Raw genomic sequence first — 19,536 nt, 5'->3', positions numbered from 1 at the left:
TTAACGGAACAGACGACCATCACGCACCAACTCACGGGGATAGCTGTTTTTGATGCGGTTGCTGACTTTCTTGGCTAATCCCAGCGGTTGCTGCTGATAAGTGACGATGACCTCATCTTGCGCAGGTAACGTCTCAGGACGGATATCCTGGCCACGGTACCAGCTTTCCGCTTCGTCAATGGTGAGTTCAAAATCTAACGCGCTACCCGGCTGGGTAAAGGAGACCACCGCTTCATGCTGCCAGCGATAGCCCTTCGAGAAGGTTTCTGCCAGTTTCACCCCGATGCGCGAGAAGCGCACTCTGCCCAACCAACTTTCCAGCGCAGCAGGGAACAGCCACAACTCTTTATCGCGTTGCCACAACGCATGATTCTCATCCCACTGGATACCCACTTTCGCTGCCGCTTGCTGCACTTCGGCAGAGAGATTACGGCTGGCCGGTGAGAAGGGCAGTTTGCCCACTTTATACGTCGGCGCAGGCAGTGCCGGGATGCGGGCGGTTTTGCGCAGGCGTGCCACGAAAAAGCCTTCGCTATCGAAGATTTGCGGGAACACATGTAAAAAACCTTCAGGTGTCAACGCTTGCTCTGCCCCCGCAAACAAGCCGTCCAGCGGCACGATTTCCACAGCGTCTGGATAACGCTGTTGCAGCCAGGCAATCACCTGCTGATTCTCAATCTGGTTCAGGGTGCAAGTGGAGTAAATCAGCGTGCCGCCCGGTTGCAGGGCATGAAAGGCACTGTCGATAAGATCGCGTTGTGTGGCGGCAATCTCTTCGGTGCTGGCAAGGGTCCAGTTACGCAGCGCATCGGCGTCTTTGCGTACCACGCCTTCGCCGGAGCAGGGGGCGTCCAGCAGGATGGCGTCAAACTGTTCAGGGAGTGCAGCGCCAAACACGCGCCCATCAAAGTGGGTCAACGCCACGTTACTGACGCCGCAACGGCTGATATTGGCGTGCAGCACTTTCACGCGGCTGGCCGAATACTCATTGGCGAGGATGGCACCCTGATTGCGCATCAACGCGGCCATTTGCGTGGTTTTGGATCCCGGCGCAGCGGCTACATCCATCACCTGACGCGCATCGGGTGCGGCATCAAACAGTGCCGTTACTGGCAACATCGAGCTGGCTTCCTGAATATAGAACAAACCACTCAAATGTTCGGCGACGCTGCCGAGCGGAAGTGACTCGTCGTCTCGCTCAATCCAGAAACCTTCCGGACACCAGGGAATCGGCGTCAGACGCCAGTTGTAGTGCGCGGTGTGCGCCAGAAACGCCTCAACGCTGATTTTTAGCGTGTTGACGCGCAGGCTGCGGCGCAGCGGTTGTTGACTGATCGCCAGAAAACGCTGCAGTTCATTTTCATCAGCGAGGCTGGCGCGCATCAGCGCAAGGAAATCTTCGGGAAAGCGATCGGACACAGACATATACCGGGGCATCAAATGAAGCGCGAAGTGTAACACGTGCAAACAAAACGGGCAGCCCGCAGGCTGCCCGATTGCTTAATTGGGGTCCGGAATCGCCGTTCCCCAGTTGCGCCACTCTTTCGGCGCTTCATCTTGCAGCAGGAAGTGCTTATCGGCTCCGGCCTGCGGCGCCAGTGGCACCGTCGGCGGGGTGGCAAACTGAATGCCGCCACGGATAAATTGCTGGAAGGTGCCGGTTTTCACCACGCCGCCAATCAGACCGAAGTCGAGGTTATAGCCGGAGGCGAGCCAGAACACTGAGTTGTTACGCACCAGATGCTGATATTTCTTGCTTATGCGCAGGGCGATCTGCACGCGATCTGCCATGTTGCCCAATGAGGTGCCGGTCACGGTACCCACTTCAACCCCACGGAACAGCACAGGTGTGCCCAGCGACAGCGAACCGGCTTCGGTGGCATCCACATAGATGTTAAGACCGTTGAGGTAACGCGAATCGGTAATGGTGCTCTCCTGCAACTCAAACACGCGAGCCTGAGCACCTTTACCCGGATCGACGTTGAGATAAGGCTGGAGCAGCGTTTCAAGATGGTTAACGCCTGCGGCCGAAATTTCCGGTGACACCACCGAGAAGCGGCTGCCGATGCGCGCGAAGTCCTGTACATATTCAGGATACAGTACGGCTTTTGCCACCACCTGGTTGTTGTCTTTGCTCAGTGCCAGTGATTCGACCTGACCAACATTGATACCGAGATAGCGAATCGGCATACCGGCTGCCAGTTTGCTGGCATCAAAGGTGTGTAGGGTGATTTGGCTACCCACGGCACGCGCGGCGGTTTCAGATGAATACAACACGCGCTTCACGCCTTTAGCGGCCTGTGCGCCGGTCAGATTGTCAAAGCTGATAGCGCCTTTTAACGCACGGTTCAGCGGTGAAGCCTGCACCGTTAAGCCGCTGCCGTTGAGCTGCACTTTCGCACCGCCTTCGGCCCAGAACACACTTTCACTGGTGAGCAATTTGCGATACTGCGGCTCGATGTGAATGGAAATCTCAAAGGCATCGGCGCGCGGTACCACGTCTACCACTTCACCGACCTGGAATTTTCGATACAGCACCACAGAACCGGCCTGTACGTCTGGCAAACTTTCTGCGGTCAGTTTCAAGGTAGTCGGCGGCTGATCGCCAACGATGCCTTCCTGCGCACGTTCGGCGTCGGCATATAAAGGGTATCGCGCGGAGGGATCACCTTTGGCACCCGGCACCAGGCGAATGCCGCCATCGACCCATTCACGGGCGCTGGCACCTAACACCTGCATCCCATCAAGACCAAATTTCACATCGAGACGGCTATTAACGATGAACTTGCTGTCAGCGTGTACCAGATGGCGGAATTCTGGATTGATCGCCACCGCGAAGCTAATGCCGTTCTCATCCAACTGGCGAGAAATAATCTGACCGATCTTCATGCCATACAGCATCACGGGTTGGCCCGCATCGATGCCGTAGGTTTCTGGCGCACTCAGTTTAACCGTGAGCACATCAGGTTTTTGCAGCAGAGTTTCGCTGGCGGGTAATACCGTGAAATGATCCTGCGGCTCGCCTTCACCGGGCACCAGTTCAAAAGTGTTGCCGGTCAGCAGGCTGCTGAGATTGGTATCGGTCAGGCTTAGTTTGGGTGCGCGCATCTCAATACGCGTGCCGCTGCGCATCAGACCGGTAACCGATGGGTCGACAGTCAATTCGCCCGTGACTTTGCCGCCAGGCAGCAGGTTTAGTTTGGTGAGCGTACCGACTTCCAAGCCTTGGTACATTAAGGGAGTACTGTCCGCTTTCAGGTTATCGCCATTCGGCAAATCAAGGCTGATTTGCACGCCACGTTGGCTGCGTGCCAGGTCAGGATACAGCTGATAGTTTTCATCGCTGTTAGCCTGCTGGCCGTCATTCGGGGAGTCAAAGGCAATGGCACCATTGACCAAAGCGGCCAGACTCTCCAGTTTGACCTTCGCACCACTGAGACTGACATCCGCATCGACACCAGACACATTCCAAAAACGACTCTGCTTTTTCACCAGGTTGACGAAGCGGCGCTCAATCAGTACGTCGACGGTCACGCCATCGGTATTGCTGTTGATGCTGTAGTCATAGACACGGCCCACCGGGATTTTTCGGTAATAGACCAGGGAACCTGTATTCAACGATCCCAAATCGGGCGAGTGCAGATGAATAAGCAGTTCACCGGTATTGACGCGGTATTTCGGTTGCGTATCTAACGCGGTGAAATGCTCACGTGGATTACCGCCACCGGGCATCATGCCGATGTAGTTACCGCCAACCAAGGCATCCAGGCCAGAAACCCCTGCCAGTGAGGCTTTCGGTGTTACCAGCCAGAATTGGGTGTTGTCTTTCAGCGCATCGCGCATGTCACTCTTGATGCTGGCCTTGATCTGGATGCTGTGATAGTCATCGCTCAGCACGATACCCTGCACCGTACCCACTTCCACGCCCTGATAACGAATGGGTGTGCGTCCCGGCACGATGCCGTCTGCGGTCTGGAAGTTAATGGTAATGGTGGTACCGCGCTCCTGATAATTGGTCCATAGCAGCCAACCCGCAATCAGCAGGGCAATAATGGGCAATAACCAGAACGGCGAAATCTTGCGTTTATTACGCAGATTGGCACTAGTCGGTGTAGTCGGCGTTTCCTGTTGCATGTGCATCCCAGATCAGGCGGCTATCAAGCCACTCTACAGCCATAATGGTCAGGATGACTGCCGCGCCAAAATAGAGCGCGGCAGGTCCCATGGTAAAAGCCAGCAGTTGATCGCGATTCACCAACGACATGGTGACCGCAATCACGAACAGATCCAACATCGACCAACGTCCCACCCAGGTGATGGCACGCAGCAATCGAATACGGGTTTTTATGCCCTGTTCGCATTTAAAATGGATGCTGAGAAGCAAGGTCAGCATCACTAACACTTTGGTAAACGGCACCAGAATACTGGCGATAAACACCACTGCCGCGACGGGCACATTACCGGAAGCCAGCCCCAGAATACCGGAGAATATGGTATCTTCGCGGCGCGCACCGTTGACGTAAACCACTGAAATCGGCAGCAGGTTAGCGGGGATCAGTAGCACAATCGAAGCAATCAGCGCGGCCCAGGATTTCTGCAAACTGTGGCGACGACGGAAATCGAGCGGGGTGTGACAACGCATACAGCGCCCGCGATCGTCCGGCACGCCGGTTTGATGACAGTTCAGGCAGACCTGCCACTGTTCAGGAGGAGAGGTTGGCACAGCCTGCGGATAATAGTGTTCCCACAGCTCCTCAACGTTAAGGTGAATCAGCGTGAGCAGGCTCAGTACCGTCAGCGCGATATAGGCCACCAGACCGTAGCCCACTTCCAGCGCGGCATAATCCTGCACCTTTATAGAGGCGACTGCCACACCGACCAGATAGATATCCAGCATCACCCACTCTTTTAGCTTCTCCAGCATCAGCAATACCGGGCGCAGGTTCATACCGAGGGCGTGGCCAATCCATAAATAGCAGATGCCCGCGACTAAGGTCATAGGGGCACCAATGGTGCAGAACGCCACCATGGAGGCAGTCAGGACGTTGCCCTGTTGCGCCATCTGGATCACACCTTCCACCAGGCTGGCGTTGATGCGCATGCCAAGTAAGCGAATATCTACCAACGGCAGGCTAAAGGCGAAGGGCATCAGCACGATCATGGTCACGGCCATGACCGTGAGACGCGTCATTGACCAGTCGCGGCCGTTTTGAATCTTTGCATGGCAACGCGGACAGTGCGCAGCCTGATGCGATTTCACATCCGGTAAGGAAAAAAGGGTATCGCATTGCGGACAACGCTGATAACGTGCGTGGGGCAACGTCTGGCTGATAGCGTGAATTTTCATAGGTGACGCAAATGGCCCATCGTTCGTTACAGTTACCGGCATGCTGAGCAGAGCAATCTGTCTGCAACATTCTGTGGTCCGAGAAAATTCTTAACCACCGACTGCTAAGGGTATAGTAACTAACACAATGATTCACCTTGTGGGGCTGGATTATTAGTGCTTATTTTAACAACTGAGTGACAACAAGGTCACGACAGTGACGAGTTATGGTTAAACAATGAACAAAAAAGCCTTTTATGAGGATTTAAATCGCGATGTCCGTGCACTGTTAGCGGGCGAAACCTCTTTCCTTGCGGCACTGGGTAATTGCAGTGCGCTGTTGTTTGAACGCCTGGAAGGTGTGAACTGGGCAGGATTCTATTTGCTGACTGAACCGAACACGCTGGTATTGGGCCCATTCCAGGGCAAAATCGCATGCGTGCGTATTCCGGTGGGCAAAGGGGTATGTGGCACAGCGATTGCAGAGGATAAAGTGCAGTTAGTTGAAGACGTGCACGCATTCCCGGGACATATCGCTTGTGATGCTGCCAGCAACGCAGAAATCGTGATTCCTCTGAAAGTGAATGGCACCGTTGTGGGTGTGTTAGACATTGATAGTACGGTTTATTCTCGCTTTGATAGTGAGGATGAAACGGGGCTGGTGGCCCTTACCGACGGGCTTTGTGAAGTGCTGGCGGGCAGCGACATCGTAAAATTTATTCAGCTGACGCGCAGCTAATCGACTGGATCACATAGCATTTGGCGATGTTGTCATTATAATGTCGCCTGTTCATGCCTGCTCTGGTCGGCAAACCCGTAGTAATCAGGAAATTTCATGGAAAATCAACCTAAGTTGAATAGCAGTAAAGAAGTTATCGCCTTTTTGGCGGAGCGTTTTCCGCAATGCTTTAGCGCCGATGGCGAAGCGCGTCCGCTCAAGATCGGTATCTTCCAGGATCTGGTTGAGCGCGTTCAGGGTGAAAACAGCCTGAGCAAGACGCAACTGCGTTCGGCCTTACGTCTCTATACCTCTAGCTGGCGTTATCTTTACGGCATTAAAGCCGGTGCGACCCGTGTCGATCTCGACGGCAACGCCTGTGGCGTGCTGGATGAGCAACACGTGGAGCACGCGCGCAAGCAATTAGAAGAAGCTAAAGCGCGCGTTCAGGCGCAACGCGATCAGCAGCGTGCGAAGAAGCGTGAAGCCGGTGAAGAGACCGCTGAGCGTCGCCCGCGCAAGCCCGCACCGCGTAAAGCGGCTGAAGGCGGCGAAGCTGCACCACGTAAGCCTCGTCCACAGGCTCCGCGTGCGGCGTCCACTGAACGCCAGGCTGCACCACGCCCGCCGCGAGCAATACCTGTCACTGACACCTCAACTTTGCAGCTCGGCCAGAACATCAAAGTTAAAGCAGGCAAAAGTGCAATGGACGCCACCATTCTTGAAATCACCAAGGATGGCGTTCGGGTACAGCTCGCTTCCGGCATGGCAATGATTGTGCGCGCAGAACACTTGCAGTTCTGAAACGGAGGCTGACCCTGGCATGAACAACATTTTAAAGATCGGTATGATCGCGGGCCTGCTGTTAGCAGGCCCCACCTTTGGCGCAGACAACATTACCCGCGCCGACCAGATTCCCCAGTTACATGAAGATCCACAGCATCCTACCGTCAGCGAACGCGTCACATCGCGTTTTACCCGCTCTCATTACCGTCAGTTCGATCTCAATCAGGATTTCTCTGCGAAAATTTTTGATCGCTACCTGAATCTGCTCGACTACAACCATAATGTGCTGCTGGCCTCTGACGTTGCTCAATTCGCCGATAAGAAAACCACCATCGGTGATGAACTGCGCAGCGGTAAGCTGGATGTATTTTACGATCTCTACAATCTGGCGCAGAAACGCCGCTTTGAACGCTATCAATATGCGCTCAGCGTGTTGAACCGCCCGATGAATTTCACCGGCAATGACACCATTGACATTGACCGTTCAAAATCGCCATGGCCAAAGAGCACAGATGAGCTGAACGCGCTGTGGGATGCCAAAGTTAAATATGATGAGCTGAGCCTAAAACTGGCGGGCAAAGATGACAAAGAGATCCGCGAAACGCTGACCAAGCGTTACAACTTTGCCATTCGTCGTCTGGCGCAGAGCAACAGTGAAGACGTGTTCCAGCTGGCGATGACCGCGTTCGCGCATGAAATCGACCCGCACACCAACTACCTGTCACCACGCAATACCGAACAGTTCAACACCGAAATGAGCCTGTCACTGGAAGGCATCGGTGCTGTGCTGCAAATGGATGATGACTACACGGTCATTAACTCTATGGTGGCGGGCGGTCCAGCGGCGAAGAGCAAATCCATTAGTGTGGGCGACCGCATTGTCGGCGTGGGCCAACCGGGTAAGCCGATGGAAGATGTGATTGGCTGGCGTCTGGATGATGTGGTCTCCAAAATTAAAGGACCGAAGGGCAGTAAAGTGCGCCTGGAAATCCTGCCAGCCGGTAAAGGCACTAAAACCCGCACTGTGACCCTGACGCGTGAGAAGATCCGTCTGGAAGATCGTGCCGTTAAAGGTACGGTTCACAATGTGGGCAAAGAGAAAGTCGGCGTGCTCGACATTCCTGGCTTCTATGTCGGCCTGACTGACGATGTGAAAGTGCAGCTGCAAAAACTGCAGAAGCAAAACGTCGACAGCATCGTCATCGACCTGCGTACCAATGGCGGTGGTGCATTGACCGAAGCGGTATCGCTCTCTGGTCTGTTTATTCCAAGCGGCCCGGTGGTGCAGGTGCGTGACAATAACGGTCGCGTACGTCAGGACAGCGATAACGACGGCATCGTGTATTACAAAGGTCCGTTAGTAGTATTGGTCGATCGTTTCAGTGCCTCAGCGTCTGAGATCTTCGCTGCGGCCATGCAAGACTACGGTCGTGCGTTGATTGTCGGTGAACCGACCTTTGGTAAAGGCACCGTCCAGCAGTATCGCTCGCTGAACCGCATCTACGATCAAATGCTGCGTCCAGAGTGGCCAGCGCTGGGTTCTGTGCAGTACACCATCCAGAAGTTCTACCGTATCAACGGCGGCAGTACTCAGCGTAAAGGCGTTACGCCAGATCTGCTGATGCCAACCGGCGTGGAAGCGGCAGAGACAGGTGAGAAGTTCGAGGACAACGCGCTGCCATGGGATAGCGTGAATGCGGCGACTTACACCAAAACCGGTGATATCACTGCGCTGGTGCCGCAGTTGACCAAAGAGCATGCCGATCGTATCGCCAAAGACCGCGAGTTCCAGTACATCCTGAAAGACATTGCGCGCTTTGATGCTATGAAGGACAAGCGCAACATCGTGTCACTCAATCTTGCCCAGCGTGAGAAAGAGAACCACGAAGATGATGCACTGCGTCTGGAGCGTATCAACGCCCGCTATCAGGCCGAAGGCAAAGCACCGCTGAAGAGTCTGGATGATTTGCCAAAAGATTACAAAGAGCCGGATCCGTACCTGGATGAAACGGTTAACATCGCCAATGACATGGCTCAGCTGGAGAAATCCCAGCCTGCTACTAGCGCGAAGTAATCTTCAGCGTCATCAGAAGCACCGCTCAGGCGGTGCTTTTTTTTGCGCTAAGATCATTGTTTATCGTGGCTAATGGGCAGATTCAGGCACACCATTACCAAATGTAAAGTTATGTCTTTTTAGACACTTAAAGATTAAGGTTGCTTGAAATGCTGCGCAATGAACATAGGATATATATCCGCGCATGAGCGCGAGCACAACTGAGGAAGATTAACGTTTATGATGCGTATTGCGCTTTTCCTGGTCACCAACCTGGCGGTGATGTTGGTATTCGGACTGATTCTGAGTCTGACAGGAATCCAGTCAAGCAGTGTTCAGGGTCTGATGATTATGGCAGGTCTGTTTGGCTTTGGCGGTGCGTTTGTTTCACTGCTGATGTCCAAGTGGATGGCGTTACGATCCGTTGGCGGTGAAGTGATTGAACAACCCCGTAACGAGACAGAACGCTGGTTGATGGACACCATCAGCCGCCAGGCTCAACAGTCCGGCATTGCGATGCCGCAGGTGGCGATTTACCACGCGCCAGATATCAACGCCTTTGCGACCGGTGCGCGTCGTGACGCCTCATTGGTGGCGGTCTCGACCGGTTTACTGCAAAACATGAGCCGTGATGAAGCGGAAGCGGTATTGGCGCACGAAGTTGCACACATCGCCAATGGTGACATGATCACCATGACGCTGATCCAGGGTGTGGTGAACACCTTCGTGATCTTTATTTCACGTATTATTGCGCAGGTGGCTTCTGGCTTCTTGTCGGGCAACCGCGACGGCGAAGAGAGCAGCAACGGTAACCCACTGGTCTATTTTGCCGTCGCTACCGTACTGGAACTGGTGTTTGGTATTCTGGCCAGCATTATCACCATGTGGTTCTCACGTCACCGTGAATTCCACGCCGATGCCGGTTCTGCCAAATTAGTCGGACGCGAGAAGATGATTGCCGCCCTGCAGCGCCTGAAAACCAGCTATGAGCCGCAGGAGCCAAGCAGCATGATGGCGTTCTGTATTAACGGTAAAAGCAAATCATTGAGCGAGCTGTTTATGTCGCACCCGCCGTTAGACAAGCGCATCGAAGCGCTGCGTAATGGCGACTATTTGAAGTAATCGATAGTTGAATGAACAAGGGCGCCTGATGGCGCCCTTGTTGTTTTTAAGCGTCGGTCACGGCACGCGATTGTGACATGCGCGCCATGCTGACCACAGCAGCAACGCTGGCAAAGATGCCTGCCAACACTAACGACGCGTGGGTGCCGCCATCATTGAAGAGGTTAAGCATCAAGGCGACCAGGGCTGCCCCCATGCTTTGACCCACTAAGCGTGCAGTACCGAGCATACCGCTGGCTCCACCGCTTCGGTTACGCGGCGCGGAAGAGACAATGGTGTGGTTATTGGGAGACTGGAATAAGCCAAAACCGGCACCGCATAAAATCATGCGCCAGATAATATCCGCATCCGTTGGCTGTGACGGTAAGAGCGCCAGCAGGAATAAACCGGACGCAAAGATCGCCAGCCCTAATCCGCCGAGTAACCCCGCATGGACGCGTCCAATCAGTCGGCCTGCAATCGGTGCCATCACGCTGGTTGCCAGCGGCCATGGCGTGAGTAACAGCCCCGTCGCCACTTCATCACGGCCCAACACGTTCTGCATGAAAAAGGGCAGAGACACCATCGCCAGCATCTGCGCACAGAAGGAGCAAACCGACGTGCACATCGACATGGCAAAAATCGGGATGCGCAGTAGGTCCACGGGCAGTAACGGCACGGTCATGGAGAGCTGACGGCGAATAAACACCACGCCAACCACCACCAGTGCCACCACCTCGCCCAAAATTAATCCGCGATTCTGGCCTTGTGCAAAGCCACTTAATGCTGAGATTAACAAGCCGAAGAACAGGGCGTTCATGATTGCACTTGGCACATCAAATTTCTGTTGGGTGGCTTTCTGCGTGTTATCCGGCAGGAAGCGCAACGCCAGCCACAGCGCCAGAACACCAATCGGAATGTTAATCAGGAAAAGCCACTTCCAGCTGGCGATAGAAAGGATTGCTGCGGCAACGGTCGGCCCGGCGGCACTCGATACCGCCACGATCAGCGAGTTAATCGCCATGCCGCGTCCAAGGAAACGCTGCGGATAGATGATGCGAATCAGCGCCGTATTCACGCTCATCAACGCAGCACCGCCAAACCCCTGCAGGATGCGCGCCACGGTCAGCATATTTAGTGAAGAGGAGAGGGCGCAAAATAAGGAGGTCGCGATAAACAGTGCCAGACCCACCTGATAAACACGTCGGTAACCCAGCATGTCACCCAGGAAAGAGAGTGACAGCAGTGAAATCACAATGGCGATTTGGTAGGCGTTAACAATCCAGATTGATTCCGCGGGGCTGGCATTCAGCTCACGTGCAATGGTGGGCAGCGCCACATTGGCGATAGCGCCGTCTAACACGGCCATCATGATGCCCAATGCAATAGTGATAATGGCACCATAGCGCTGCGGAACGGGCAATCCATCCTGAGAAAGTGTAGGAGACATAAAAAGGAATAAGTGAAGTCAGTGAATATCATCATGCTAATCAATTATGTGATGGAAAGCACCGAATTCATTGACAAAAAATTACGAAGGAATGTGTCTTGCAATGCGATTCGTTGCCGCCGCTGGGCTGAAACGCATATACTGGCGTTTCTGTTCCGTTTTTTTGAAACACCGTCAAAAAAGGATACGCGCAATGGCGAGCAGCGATAACGATAAACAGCCAGATTCCGTTTCATCCGTGATGAAAGTATTCGGCATACTGCAGGCGCTCGGAGAAGATCGCGACCACGGCATCACCGAATTGTCGCAGCGTGTAATGATGTCGAAAAGCACGGTATATCGCTTTCTGCAAACCATGAAATCGCTGGGTTATGTGGCGCAGGAAGGCGAAAGCGAAAAATACTCGCTGACGCTCAAACTGTTCGAGCTGGGGGCGAAAGCCCTGCAAAACGTGGATTTGATCCGCAGTGCAGATGTGGAGATGCGTGAGTTATCGCGCCTGACCAAAGAAACCATCCACCTCGGTGCGCTGGAAGAAGACAGCATTGTCTACATCCACAAAATCGATTCACTGTATAACCTGCGCATGTATTCGCGCATAGGACGCCGAAATCCATTGCACACCACCGCGATTGGCAAAGTGTTGCTGGCCTGGCGCGATCGCACTGAAGTGCAAGAGATTCTGAGTGAAGTGGAGTTTCGCCGCAGTACCGCCAATACCATCGTCACGGCTGAGGCTCTGCTTGATGTGCTGGATCAAGTCAAAGTACAGGGCTTCGGTGAGGATAACGAGGAGCAGGAAGAGGGTTTACGCTGCATCGCGGTGCCGGTCTTCGATCGCTTTGGTGTGGTGATTGCTGGGCTGAGTATCTCGTTCCCGACAATTCGTTTCTCGGAAGAGGGTAAAGCGGAGTATGTCGCGATGCTGCACCGTGCGGCACGTAACCTTTCGGATCAAATGGGGTATCATCAGTATCCTTTCTGATACAGCTTAACGGGCTGTTTCCAGCCCGTTTTCATGATTAATTGTCTACCACTTCACCGCTTTTCTTCAGCAGCGGGCAGTCTGTAACACCCACAATGCCACTGTCCGTATGCAAGTACTGTGCAGTGATTACGCCACGAGCAGTCAGATAGCTACACTGTAAGCCCAGCCCAGCCGCATTTTTATTGCTGCCCGTTAGCACGCCATAACCGGTAAACAACATGGCCAGCCAAATCACGCCCACCACGATAATCGCTCGAATGAAAAGTTTCATTTTATCTCCTTGTGATACACAACGCAGCTGTCCTGAAGTCGCTGCCATTTCTATAGTAGCAGCATGCCGCGTCCTTTCGACGAAATCGATCAGAGATAACTGAAAGCCACACAGATGCGGGATAATCTGCTTTCCGTCGGCAACCATTATCTTTTCCGCACACAACGAGTAGAATCAGCGGCGGTGTAAGTGTTTTATGTTTGACAATAGAGGCAGTTATGAACGAGTTAGCCGCAAATACCAGTCCGCTGTTGAGCTATGGCGTACTGGCCATCATTATTGTTGTGGCCTTTATCGCCTGGTTCTTCGTCAACCGGGCCAGCGTACGTGCCAGTGAACAGATCCGTTTACTGGAAGCGCTGTTAGAAGAGCAGAGAAAACAAAATGCGCTGCTGCGCCGCCTCGCGGATGCTCAGCCTGCCACAGCAAAACAGCAGGAAGAGGAAGATGCCATAGAGCAGCGCGACTTCATCCGCATGATTCCAGAACGTTAAACACACGGAGCAGTAATGGCCTGGCAAAACCCCTGGTATGACGCATCGCTGGCACATCACACGCCAGAAGGCTTCCGCAACCCGGAAGAGGAGTTGCGCCAACCAGGGGATTTGCAACGCTGGCGACGTGAGCGAAAGGCAGACAACCTGCCGCGCCCGCCGCAAGCCGGATATCCCGCCTTTATCGATCACTGGTGTCAGACCACAGATTTAAGTGGCGATGACGATCGCATCTGGTGGCTGGGCCATGCAGCATTGCTGTTGCGCCTCAATCAACGTTATATCCTGATTGACCCGGCACTCTCAGCGCGGGCGTCACCCCTACCGTTTGCAGGACCGCAGCGTAAAACCCCTGCGCCACTCAGTATCGCGCAGTTACCGCATCTCGATTTTGTCCTGATTTCGCATAATCACTATGATCATCTGGATCGCCCGACAATCAAACGTATTGCACGCCGTTTTCCTGCTGCACAATTTATGGTGCCACTGGGTATGGCGAAATGGTGTCGCAAACGAGGGGTACGCAATATCAGCGAGCTGGATTGGTGGCAGTCCAGGGACGTCGCGGGCCTAACATTTACCGCAGTGCCAGCACGGCACTGGAGTATGCGCACCTTCTGGGATCGCAATCGTTCACTCTGGTGTGGCTGGGTAGTGCGTAATCAGCATCTTAATTTCTGGTTTTCGGGTGACAGTGGTTACAGTGATAACTTGCTGGAAATTGGCAAACGTTTGGGGCCCTTCAACCTTGCGGCATTGCCGATTGGCGCCTACGCACCAAAATGGTTCATGCGGGGACAGCATATGGATCCCGATCAGGCGGTAGCATTATGGCAAGCCATTGGGCGGCCACTCACGCTGCCTATTCACTGGGGCGTGTTTGAACTGGCAGATGATCCGTTAGATGAACCCCCAGTGATACTGGCACAGGCAATGGATGCTGCAGGGGAAGATAAAAGGCGCTTCGCGCCGTGGAGAATAGGCGAGAGCCGCACTCTGCAGAATATCGATTCGGATTAATCCTAAGCGCATTTTGTTAAATCAAGCACCGCGGTGCATTTTTTTAACATTTATTTGTTGTCTGGATAGTTAAAATTAAGATAACCGCCAAATTCGTTGTGCATATATTTGGGGCAACCCTCAGTTTATTTTCCTGATTTTGGTGCAAAACTATTTATGAGTTGTACCTAACATTGTCCACTGTACAAGTTTTGCGCGATGCACGGTTGTTGCATTAAGTGCGAAGTTTTTGCCGGAATATTTTATTGATGCCATATTAGTGCAATATTTTTCGCATAATCTAAACCGCTTTAATTGTGCTGGTTTTTGTTAACCCGCTACGCTTGACTAATGTACTTGCTGGCGCTAACTACTCTGAAGCATAACCCTTTTTTGCTCAGATGAATGTGCCGATGTCAATATGGTAACTGGTCTGCTGTGCGGCTTTTCAGCCAATTATGTGCGTTGTGTCGATCACCGTTTAAAAATGGCTTGCCATTAATTTGCGAATATGTGATAACGACTCGTGGGTCAAACGAGGTACAGTTCTGTTTATGTATGGCATCTTCAGTAAAGAAGTTACGAGTAAAGACGTTGACGTTGAATACTGCTTCCTTGCCGAACCTTAAATTAGTGCCTCATTCAGTAATGTCTCTGGTTTCTCTGTAAGACTGCCTTCGGGCAATATAAACAATCAAAGGAATTTGCAAAAATGGCAAAGATTAAAGGTCAGGTTAAGTGGTTCAACGAGTCTAAAGGTTTTGGTTTCATTACTCCTGCTGACGGCAGCAAAGATGTGTTCGTACACTTCTCTGCAATCCAGGGTAACGGCTTCAAAACTCTGGCTGAAGGCCAGGCAGTTGAGTTCGAAATTCAGGACGGCCAGAAAGGTCCAGCAGCAGTAAACGTTACTGCTATCTGATTTCGTTCTCAGACTTGGTGCCATGCGCCACTGACACGAATTGAAGCCCTGGTCACTGACCGGGGCTTTTCTTTATCCTTTCTGTTGCCAGATGATCAGGGTAAACTGCGCGCGAATCGCTAACCCGGAGTTATCTATGTCTTTGATTTGCCCCCTTTGCCATCAACCTTTGCACCAGCAGGCGAACAGTTTTCACTGTGATGCTGGCCATCAATTCGATCAGGCTAAAGAAGGGTATGTCAATCTGCTGCCGGTCCAGCATAAAGGCTCCCGTGAACCGGGTGACAGCGCCGAAATGCTGTTGGCGCGCCGGGATTTTCTCGATGCAGGGCACTATCAGCCGTTACGCGATGCCGTCGCGCAGACTTTGGCACAGCGTCTGAACGACCAAACCACACAGGTGCTGGATATTGGCTGTGGCGAAGGCTATTACACTGCCGCCATGGCTGAGGCATTGCCACAAGCGCAGCTATTTGGGCTGGATGTGGCGAAAGCCGCGATTCGCATGGCTGCCAGGCGTTATCGTCAGGTGAAGTTCTGTGTGGCCTCCAGCCAGCGCTTACCCTTTGCAGATGCATCATTAGAAGGCATCGTGCGCATTTATGCTCCTTGCAATGAAGCGGAGTTGAGTCGTGTGGTGAAAGCGGGAGGGTACTTGCTCACTGTCACACCGGGACCGCATCACTTGCAGCAGTTTAAAGCGCTGATCTACAGAGAAGTACAATTGCACGCTGCGGAAGAGAAGTCCTATGAGGGCTTTACTCGGGTTGACCAACACAACCTGCGATATGAAATGACTTTAAGCGGTGCCGAGGCGGTGAGCTTGCTGCAGATGACGCCGTTTGCGTGGCGTGCGCGCGAAGCGGTATGGCAAGAACTGGCGGCAGCTGACAACTTCAACTGCGACGCCGATTTTATTCTGACACTCTGGCAGCGCGTTTAACGCGCTTCAACCAGCGTATTGTAAATGCGCTCCAGGTCGTCGAGCTGTTTCACAGCAATCAGTAAACGACGCTGCTCCAGTTGCATCACCAAAATGCCGTCTTCAGACAAGTTCATACTCTGAATACGGCGATAATCGATCCACACGCTGCCGAAAAATAACCCTTCATTTTTCATCAACAGTTTTGGCGTGCGCAGCCAGAACAGCCAGATGGCCATGAAACACAGCACCATCAGCAGCGTAGTTGTGAGTTGTGGTCCGTGATTGCTAACGTTATTCCAGAGAAGAATCAACAGTAAAACGATAAAGATCCCACTGTCGATCTTATGGCGGCGGCGCAGCGCGACACGCAATTTAGTGGGGCCATGACGACGCGGTAGAATCGCATCATCATAGATGGCAAACAGAGCGAAAGCGAAGATAAGCAGGGCGATCAGCGCGTCAGTCAGTGACATAAAAATATTTCTTCCTCAACCGAATTTACCTCAACGTTGACGCTCAGGTAACGCCGCTGGAAAACAGCCGGGAGCGTTAACTCCCGGCAGATTTTTTACAGACCGAGCAAGCCGATCCAGTAACCGAAGATACCCAAGGCAAAGAAGCCGACGATAATCCACAGTGCGTTAACTTTGCGGCGCAGTAACCACATGCAGCCGAAGGTCAGCAACAGCGGAATTAACCCCGGCATCAACTGATCGAGAATCGACTGTACGGTGGTGACGGTGGTTTTGCCGGTGTGATCGGTAATGCGCGACACCACAAGCGGCACGTTCACATGTGTCCACTTGTTGACCAAGGCCCCCATAACAAACAGGCCGAGAATCGACGCCCCCTCCGTAAGTTTCTGCAGGAAACCGCCGCCCATATCGCTAACGATATCCACACCTTTACGATAGCCATAAGCCACGCCGTAGTAACGCGTCAGCATACGCACCGCGTTAAACAGAATGAAGAACAGCAGCGGACCCAACAGGCTACCGCTCATCGCGATACCGGCACCCAGCGCGGCGAATACCGGACGCACGGTACCCCAGAAGATCGGGTCACCCACACCCGCCAGCGGCCCCATCAGACCGACTTTGATACCGTTAATCGCGGCATCATCAATGGCGGCGCCGTTAGCGCGCTGCTCTTCCATCGCCATGGTGACACCCAATACCGGTGCCGCCACGTAAGGGTGGGTGTTGAAGAACTCCAGGTGACGTTTGATTGCCTGTTTACGGTCATCATTGTTCTCAGGGTAAAGGCGACGGATCACCGGTACCATTGAGAAGCAGAAACCCAGCGCCTGCATACGTTCAAAGTTCCAGGAACCCTGAAACAGGTTAGAGCGGATGAACACACCACGGACGTCGCTCGGGGTGAGTTTCTTTTCAGTGTTAGTTGTATCAACCATGATTTCACCTGTTCCTAGTCGAGTTCGTTGTCGAGGTCGTTGTGCGCAGGACCGGCCGCAGCAGCGCCCGCTGTGCGATTATATTTTGGCGCCAGCTGGATATAGAGAATCGCCATAACCACGCCAATCACGCCCAGTGCAACCAGGTTGAAGTTGGTGAAGGCCGCGGTAACAAAACCCAGATAGAAGAACGGCATCAGGTAGCCTGCACGCATCATGTTGATGACCATCGCATAACCGACGACGACGATCATACCACCGGCGATATTCAGACCATTGGTGACCACTTCAGGAATAGAGTTCAGCAGTTCCTGTACCACGCTGGTGCCGACTGAAATCGCGACAATCAACGCAGGGATGGCGATACGCATTGCCTGCAACACCAGGGCTGAAACGTGGATCCAGCTGATGGCGCTCAGGTTACCTTTCTCCGCGGCCTTATCGGCAGCGTGTTGGAAGGCGACGGTAATGGTACGTACGATAATGGTCAGAACCTGACCGGCAGCAGCCAGTGGGATGGCCAGGGCAATACCGGCACCGACGCTCTGTCCACCGGCAATAACCAGAATGGTAGAGATGATGGACGCCAGAGCCGCATCGGGTGCAACCGCTGCCCCGATGTTCATCCAGCCCAGTGCGATCATTTCAAGGGTACCACCGATGATGATACCGGTTTTCATGTCACCCAGGACTGCACCAATCAGGGTACAAGCCACCAGTGGACGGTGGAACTGGAACTCATCAAGAATTGAACCCATCCCGGCAATACAAGCCACAATAAATATCAGGATGATTTGTAGCGTGGTTATTTCCATTGCTTTTCTCCTCAGCAAGGTCTCAAGTATTCGCCCGCCAGCGCAGGCAAAAGCGAACTACTGATTGACCTTCGCGATCAGGTCCATCATTTTCAGCCTCGGGTCGTTCGAGACTTTACGCACTTCCAGTTCGATGCCACGTTCATTCAGCTTGCGGAAGGCAACGATATCTTTCTCATCGACGGAAACCGCATTGTTGACCTGGGTTTTACCCTGCTTGAATGCCATACCGCCGATATTGACCGACTTGATGTCAACGCCTTGTTCAACGATCCGTTCCACATCGGTAGGATTGGTGAACAGCAGCATCACGCGATCGCGGCCATATTTCGGGTTATTCCACACGCGAATCATCTTATCGATGTCCACAACGTGCGCAGTGACGCCCGGCGGTGCCACTTGGGTCAGCAATGTCTTACGCACGGTGTCGTTGGCGACTTCATCGCTGACGACAATGATGCGTGTGACGTTGGTCTCTTTGGTCCAGCGAGTAGCCACCTGGCCGTGAATCAGACGGTCATCGATACGGGCAAGCCCGATCTTCATATGTTCATCTGGGCCGAGTGGTTTTTGCGGTTGGGCAGGGGCTTTTGCCGCGACAGGGGCTGGTGCGGCTTGGGCAGGGGTTTCGGTCTTCAAGGCTTTTACGCCTTCCCGACCGGCTTCCACCGCAATGTGAATCAGTTCCTCCAGTGACGGGTTGTCATCACGGCCCATCAGGGTTTCAACCAGCATCGGGATGTTCACCCCGGCGATGACATCGTAACCCGGCTTGTCCACCACAATGCGGCTGGCCGCGTTGAAAGGACTGCCACCCCAGGTATCGACCAGGAACAGCACGCCCTTGGACGTATCGAGATCGGCCAGTCGCGCCTGATACTTTTCAATTAGCGTTTCTGCATTTTCGCCGGGCACGAAATCAATCCATCCGACATTTTCCTGCTCACCCAACAACATTTCTGCTGTTTTAAGCAGCTGTTCTGCCGCCCAGCCATGTGTACCAATTACAATAGCAATGGTCACTTGCTACCTCCGTTCGCATGAGAGATTCTCTGGCTTCGCCGGGAATCATTGAGAATTACCGTTGTTGTTTCAGGTGGATCGTTTTGGTCTAAGATGAAGAAACGCATCAATAAATAATCCGAAACTGTCCGCTGCACAGCGATAAGGTCGCGATTTATTTTAGTGTGCGAAAAAATAATTTATGTGATGTTTGTCAGCTATTTCGAGCGTAACCCTGCAAAATTGCATTTAACTGCGTGATTCATGCGTTA

Annotated in this window: 19 protein-coding genes; 10 read left to right on the top strand and 9 right to left on the bottom strand. The window is 53.1% G+C overall.

The window, feature by feature from the left end; genetic code table 11:
• From rsmF to yebS, 3 genes are all read right to left on the bottom strand, one after another.
• Positions 1-1,425: a 16S rRNA (cytosine(1407)-C(5))-methyltransferase RsmF gene (rsmF, locus tag PSSD_RS04085; RefSeq protein WP_058969576.1), complete on the bottom strand. Its 1,425-nt coding sequence runs from the start codon at positions 1,423-1,425 to the stop codon at positions 1-3.
• A gap of 75 nt (positions 1,426-1,500) precedes the next feature.
• On the bottom strand, positions 1,501-4,134 hold the full coding sequence (locus PSSD_RS04080) for a PqiB family protein (protein ID WP_058969574.1): 2,634 nt from the start codon (positions 4,132-4,134) through the stop codon (positions 1,501-1,503).
• Positions 4,103-5,347, bottom strand: coding sequence for a membrane integrity lipid transport subunit YebS (yebS, locus tag PSSD_RS04075; protein WP_039335401.1), 1,245 nt, complete (start codon positions 5,345-5,347; stop codon positions 4,103-4,105). The genes PSSD_RS04080 and yebS overlap by 32 nt, the downstream gene beginning before the upstream one ends.
• A gap of 217 nt (positions 5,348-5,564) precedes the next feature.
• Here yebS and PSSD_RS04070 point away from each other — a divergent pair, with 217 nt between their 5' ends.
• From PSSD_RS04070 to htpX, 4 genes are all read left to right on the top strand, one after another.
• Complete coding sequence (locus PSSD_RS04070) at positions 5,565-6,065, top strand: free L-methionine (R)-S-oxide reductase MsrC (protein WP_039335404.1); 501 nt, start codon at positions 5,565-5,567, stop codon at positions 6,063-6,065.
• A gap of 96 nt (positions 6,066-6,161) precedes the next feature.
• Positions 6,162-6,848: an RNA chaperone ProQ gene (gene proQ, locus PSSD_RS04065; protein ID WP_039335405.1), complete on the top strand. Its 687-nt coding sequence runs from the start codon at positions 6,162-6,164 to the stop codon at positions 6,846-6,848.
• 19 nt (positions 6,849-6,867) lie between these two features.
• Complete coding sequence (gene prc, locus PSSD_RS04060) at positions 6,868-8,904, top strand: carboxy terminal-processing peptidase (protein WP_039335406.1); 2,037 nt, start codon at positions 6,868-6,870, stop codon at positions 8,902-8,904.
• Positions 8,905-9,123: 219 nt separating this feature from the next.
• Complete coding sequence (htpX, locus tag PSSD_RS04055; RefSeq protein WP_039335407.1) at positions 9,124-10,005, top strand: protease HtpX; 882 nt, start codon at positions 9,124-9,126, stop codon at positions 10,003-10,005.
• A 46-nt stretch (positions 10,006-10,051) separates the two neighbouring features.
• Here the strand turns inward: htpX and PSSD_RS04050 are convergent, their stop codons facing one another.
• Positions 10,052-11,434 (bottom strand): MFS transporter, encoded by a 1,383-nt coding sequence (locus PSSD_RS04050; protein ID WP_039335408.1) that lies wholly within the window; start codon positions 11,432-11,434, stop codon positions 10,052-10,054.
• A gap of 193 nt (positions 11,435-11,627) precedes the next feature.
• On the opposite strand from PSSD_RS04050, the gene kdgR reads away from it, so the two are divergent.
• Positions 11,628-12,419, top strand: coding sequence for a DNA-binding transcriptional regulator KdgR (gene kdgR / locus PSSD_RS04040; protein WP_058969571.1), 792 nt, complete (start codon positions 11,628-11,630; stop codon positions 12,417-12,419).
• Between the two features lie 37 nt (positions 12,420-12,456).
• On the opposite strand, the gene PSSD_RS04035 is transcribed toward kdgR, so the two are convergent.
• A complete protein-coding gene (locus tag PSSD_RS04035; protein ID WP_039335515.1) occupies positions 12,457-12,693 on the bottom strand; it encodes a YobH family protein in 237 nt (78 codons plus the stop codon).
• A gap of 218 nt (positions 12,694-12,911) precedes the next feature.
• Here PSSD_RS04035 and PSSD_RS04030 point away from each other — a divergent pair, with 218 nt between their 5' ends.
• From PSSD_RS04030 to rlmA, 5 genes are all read left to right on the top strand, one after another.
• A complete protein-coding gene (locus PSSD_RS04030) occupies positions 12,912-13,187 on the top strand; it encodes a YebO family protein (protein WP_039335412.1) in 276 nt (91 codons plus the stop codon).
• A gap of 15 nt (positions 13,188-13,202) precedes the next feature.
• Positions 13,203-14,207 carry an MBL fold metallo-hydrolase gene (locus PSSD_RS04025; RefSeq protein WP_058969569.1) on the top strand — a complete coding sequence of 335 codons (1,005 nt, stop codon included), beginning with the start codon at positions 13,203-13,205 and terminating at the stop codon, positions 14,205-14,207.
• 533 nt (positions 14,208-14,740) lie between these two features.
• Positions 14,741-14,815, top strand: a complete 75-nt coding sequence (locus PSSD_RS27335) for a DUF2627 domain-containing protein (RefSeq protein ID WP_153011405.1) — start codon at positions 14,741-14,743, stop codon at positions 14,813-14,815.
• Positions 14,816-14,898: 83 nt separating this feature from the next.
• On the top strand, positions 14,899-15,108 hold the full coding sequence (cspE, locus tag PSSD_RS04020; RefSeq protein ID WP_034828712.1) for a transcription antiterminator/RNA stability regulator CspE: 210 nt from the start codon (positions 14,899-14,901) through the stop codon (positions 15,106-15,108).
• A gap of 136 nt (positions 15,109-15,244) precedes the next feature.
• Positions 15,245-16,051, top strand: a complete 807-nt coding sequence (rlmA, locus tag PSSD_RS04015) for a 23S rRNA (guanine(745)-N(1))-methyltransferase (RefSeq protein WP_058969567.1) — start codon at positions 15,245-15,247, stop codon at positions 16,049-16,051.
• On the opposite strand, the gene PSSD_RS04010 is transcribed toward rlmA, so the two are convergent.
• The 4 genes from PSSD_RS04010 to manX form a co-directional block, all read right to left on the bottom strand.
• A complete protein-coding gene (locus PSSD_RS04010; RefSeq protein WP_039335416.1) occupies positions 16,048-16,506 on the bottom strand; it encodes a DUF986 family protein in 459 nt (152 codons plus the stop codon). The two genes, rlmA and PSSD_RS04010, sit on opposite strands and share 4 nt — an antisense overlap.
• 95 nt (positions 16,507-16,601) lie before the next feature.
• Complete coding sequence (locus PSSD_RS04005; RefSeq protein ID WP_039335418.1) at positions 16,602-17,447, bottom strand: PTS mannose transporter subunit IID; 846 nt, start codon at positions 17,445-17,447, stop codon at positions 16,602-16,604.
• 14 nt (positions 17,448-17,461) lie between these two features.
• The gene (locus PSSD_RS04000; RefSeq protein WP_039335419.1) at positions 17,462-18,262 is read right to left on the bottom strand and encodes a PTS mannose/fructose/sorbose transporter subunit IIC; all 801 of its coding nucleotides are present in this window, start codon (positions 18,260-18,262) and stop codon (positions 17,462-17,464) included.
• Between the two features lie 57 nt (positions 18,263-18,319).
• Entirely contained in the window at positions 18,320-19,285 is a 966-nt protein-coding gene (gene manX, locus PSSD_RS03995) for a PTS mannose transporter subunit IIAB (protein WP_039335420.1), read from the bottom strand.
• Positions 19,286-19,536: the final 251 nt, after the last annotated feature.

This window comes from Type-D symbiont of Plautia stali (assembly GCF_001485335.1).
Lineage (GTDB): Bacteria > Pseudomonadota > Gammaproteobacteria > Enterobacterales > Enterobacteriaceae > Pantoea > Pantoea vagans_C.
This window is presented reverse-complemented; position numbering and strand designations above follow the sequence as displayed.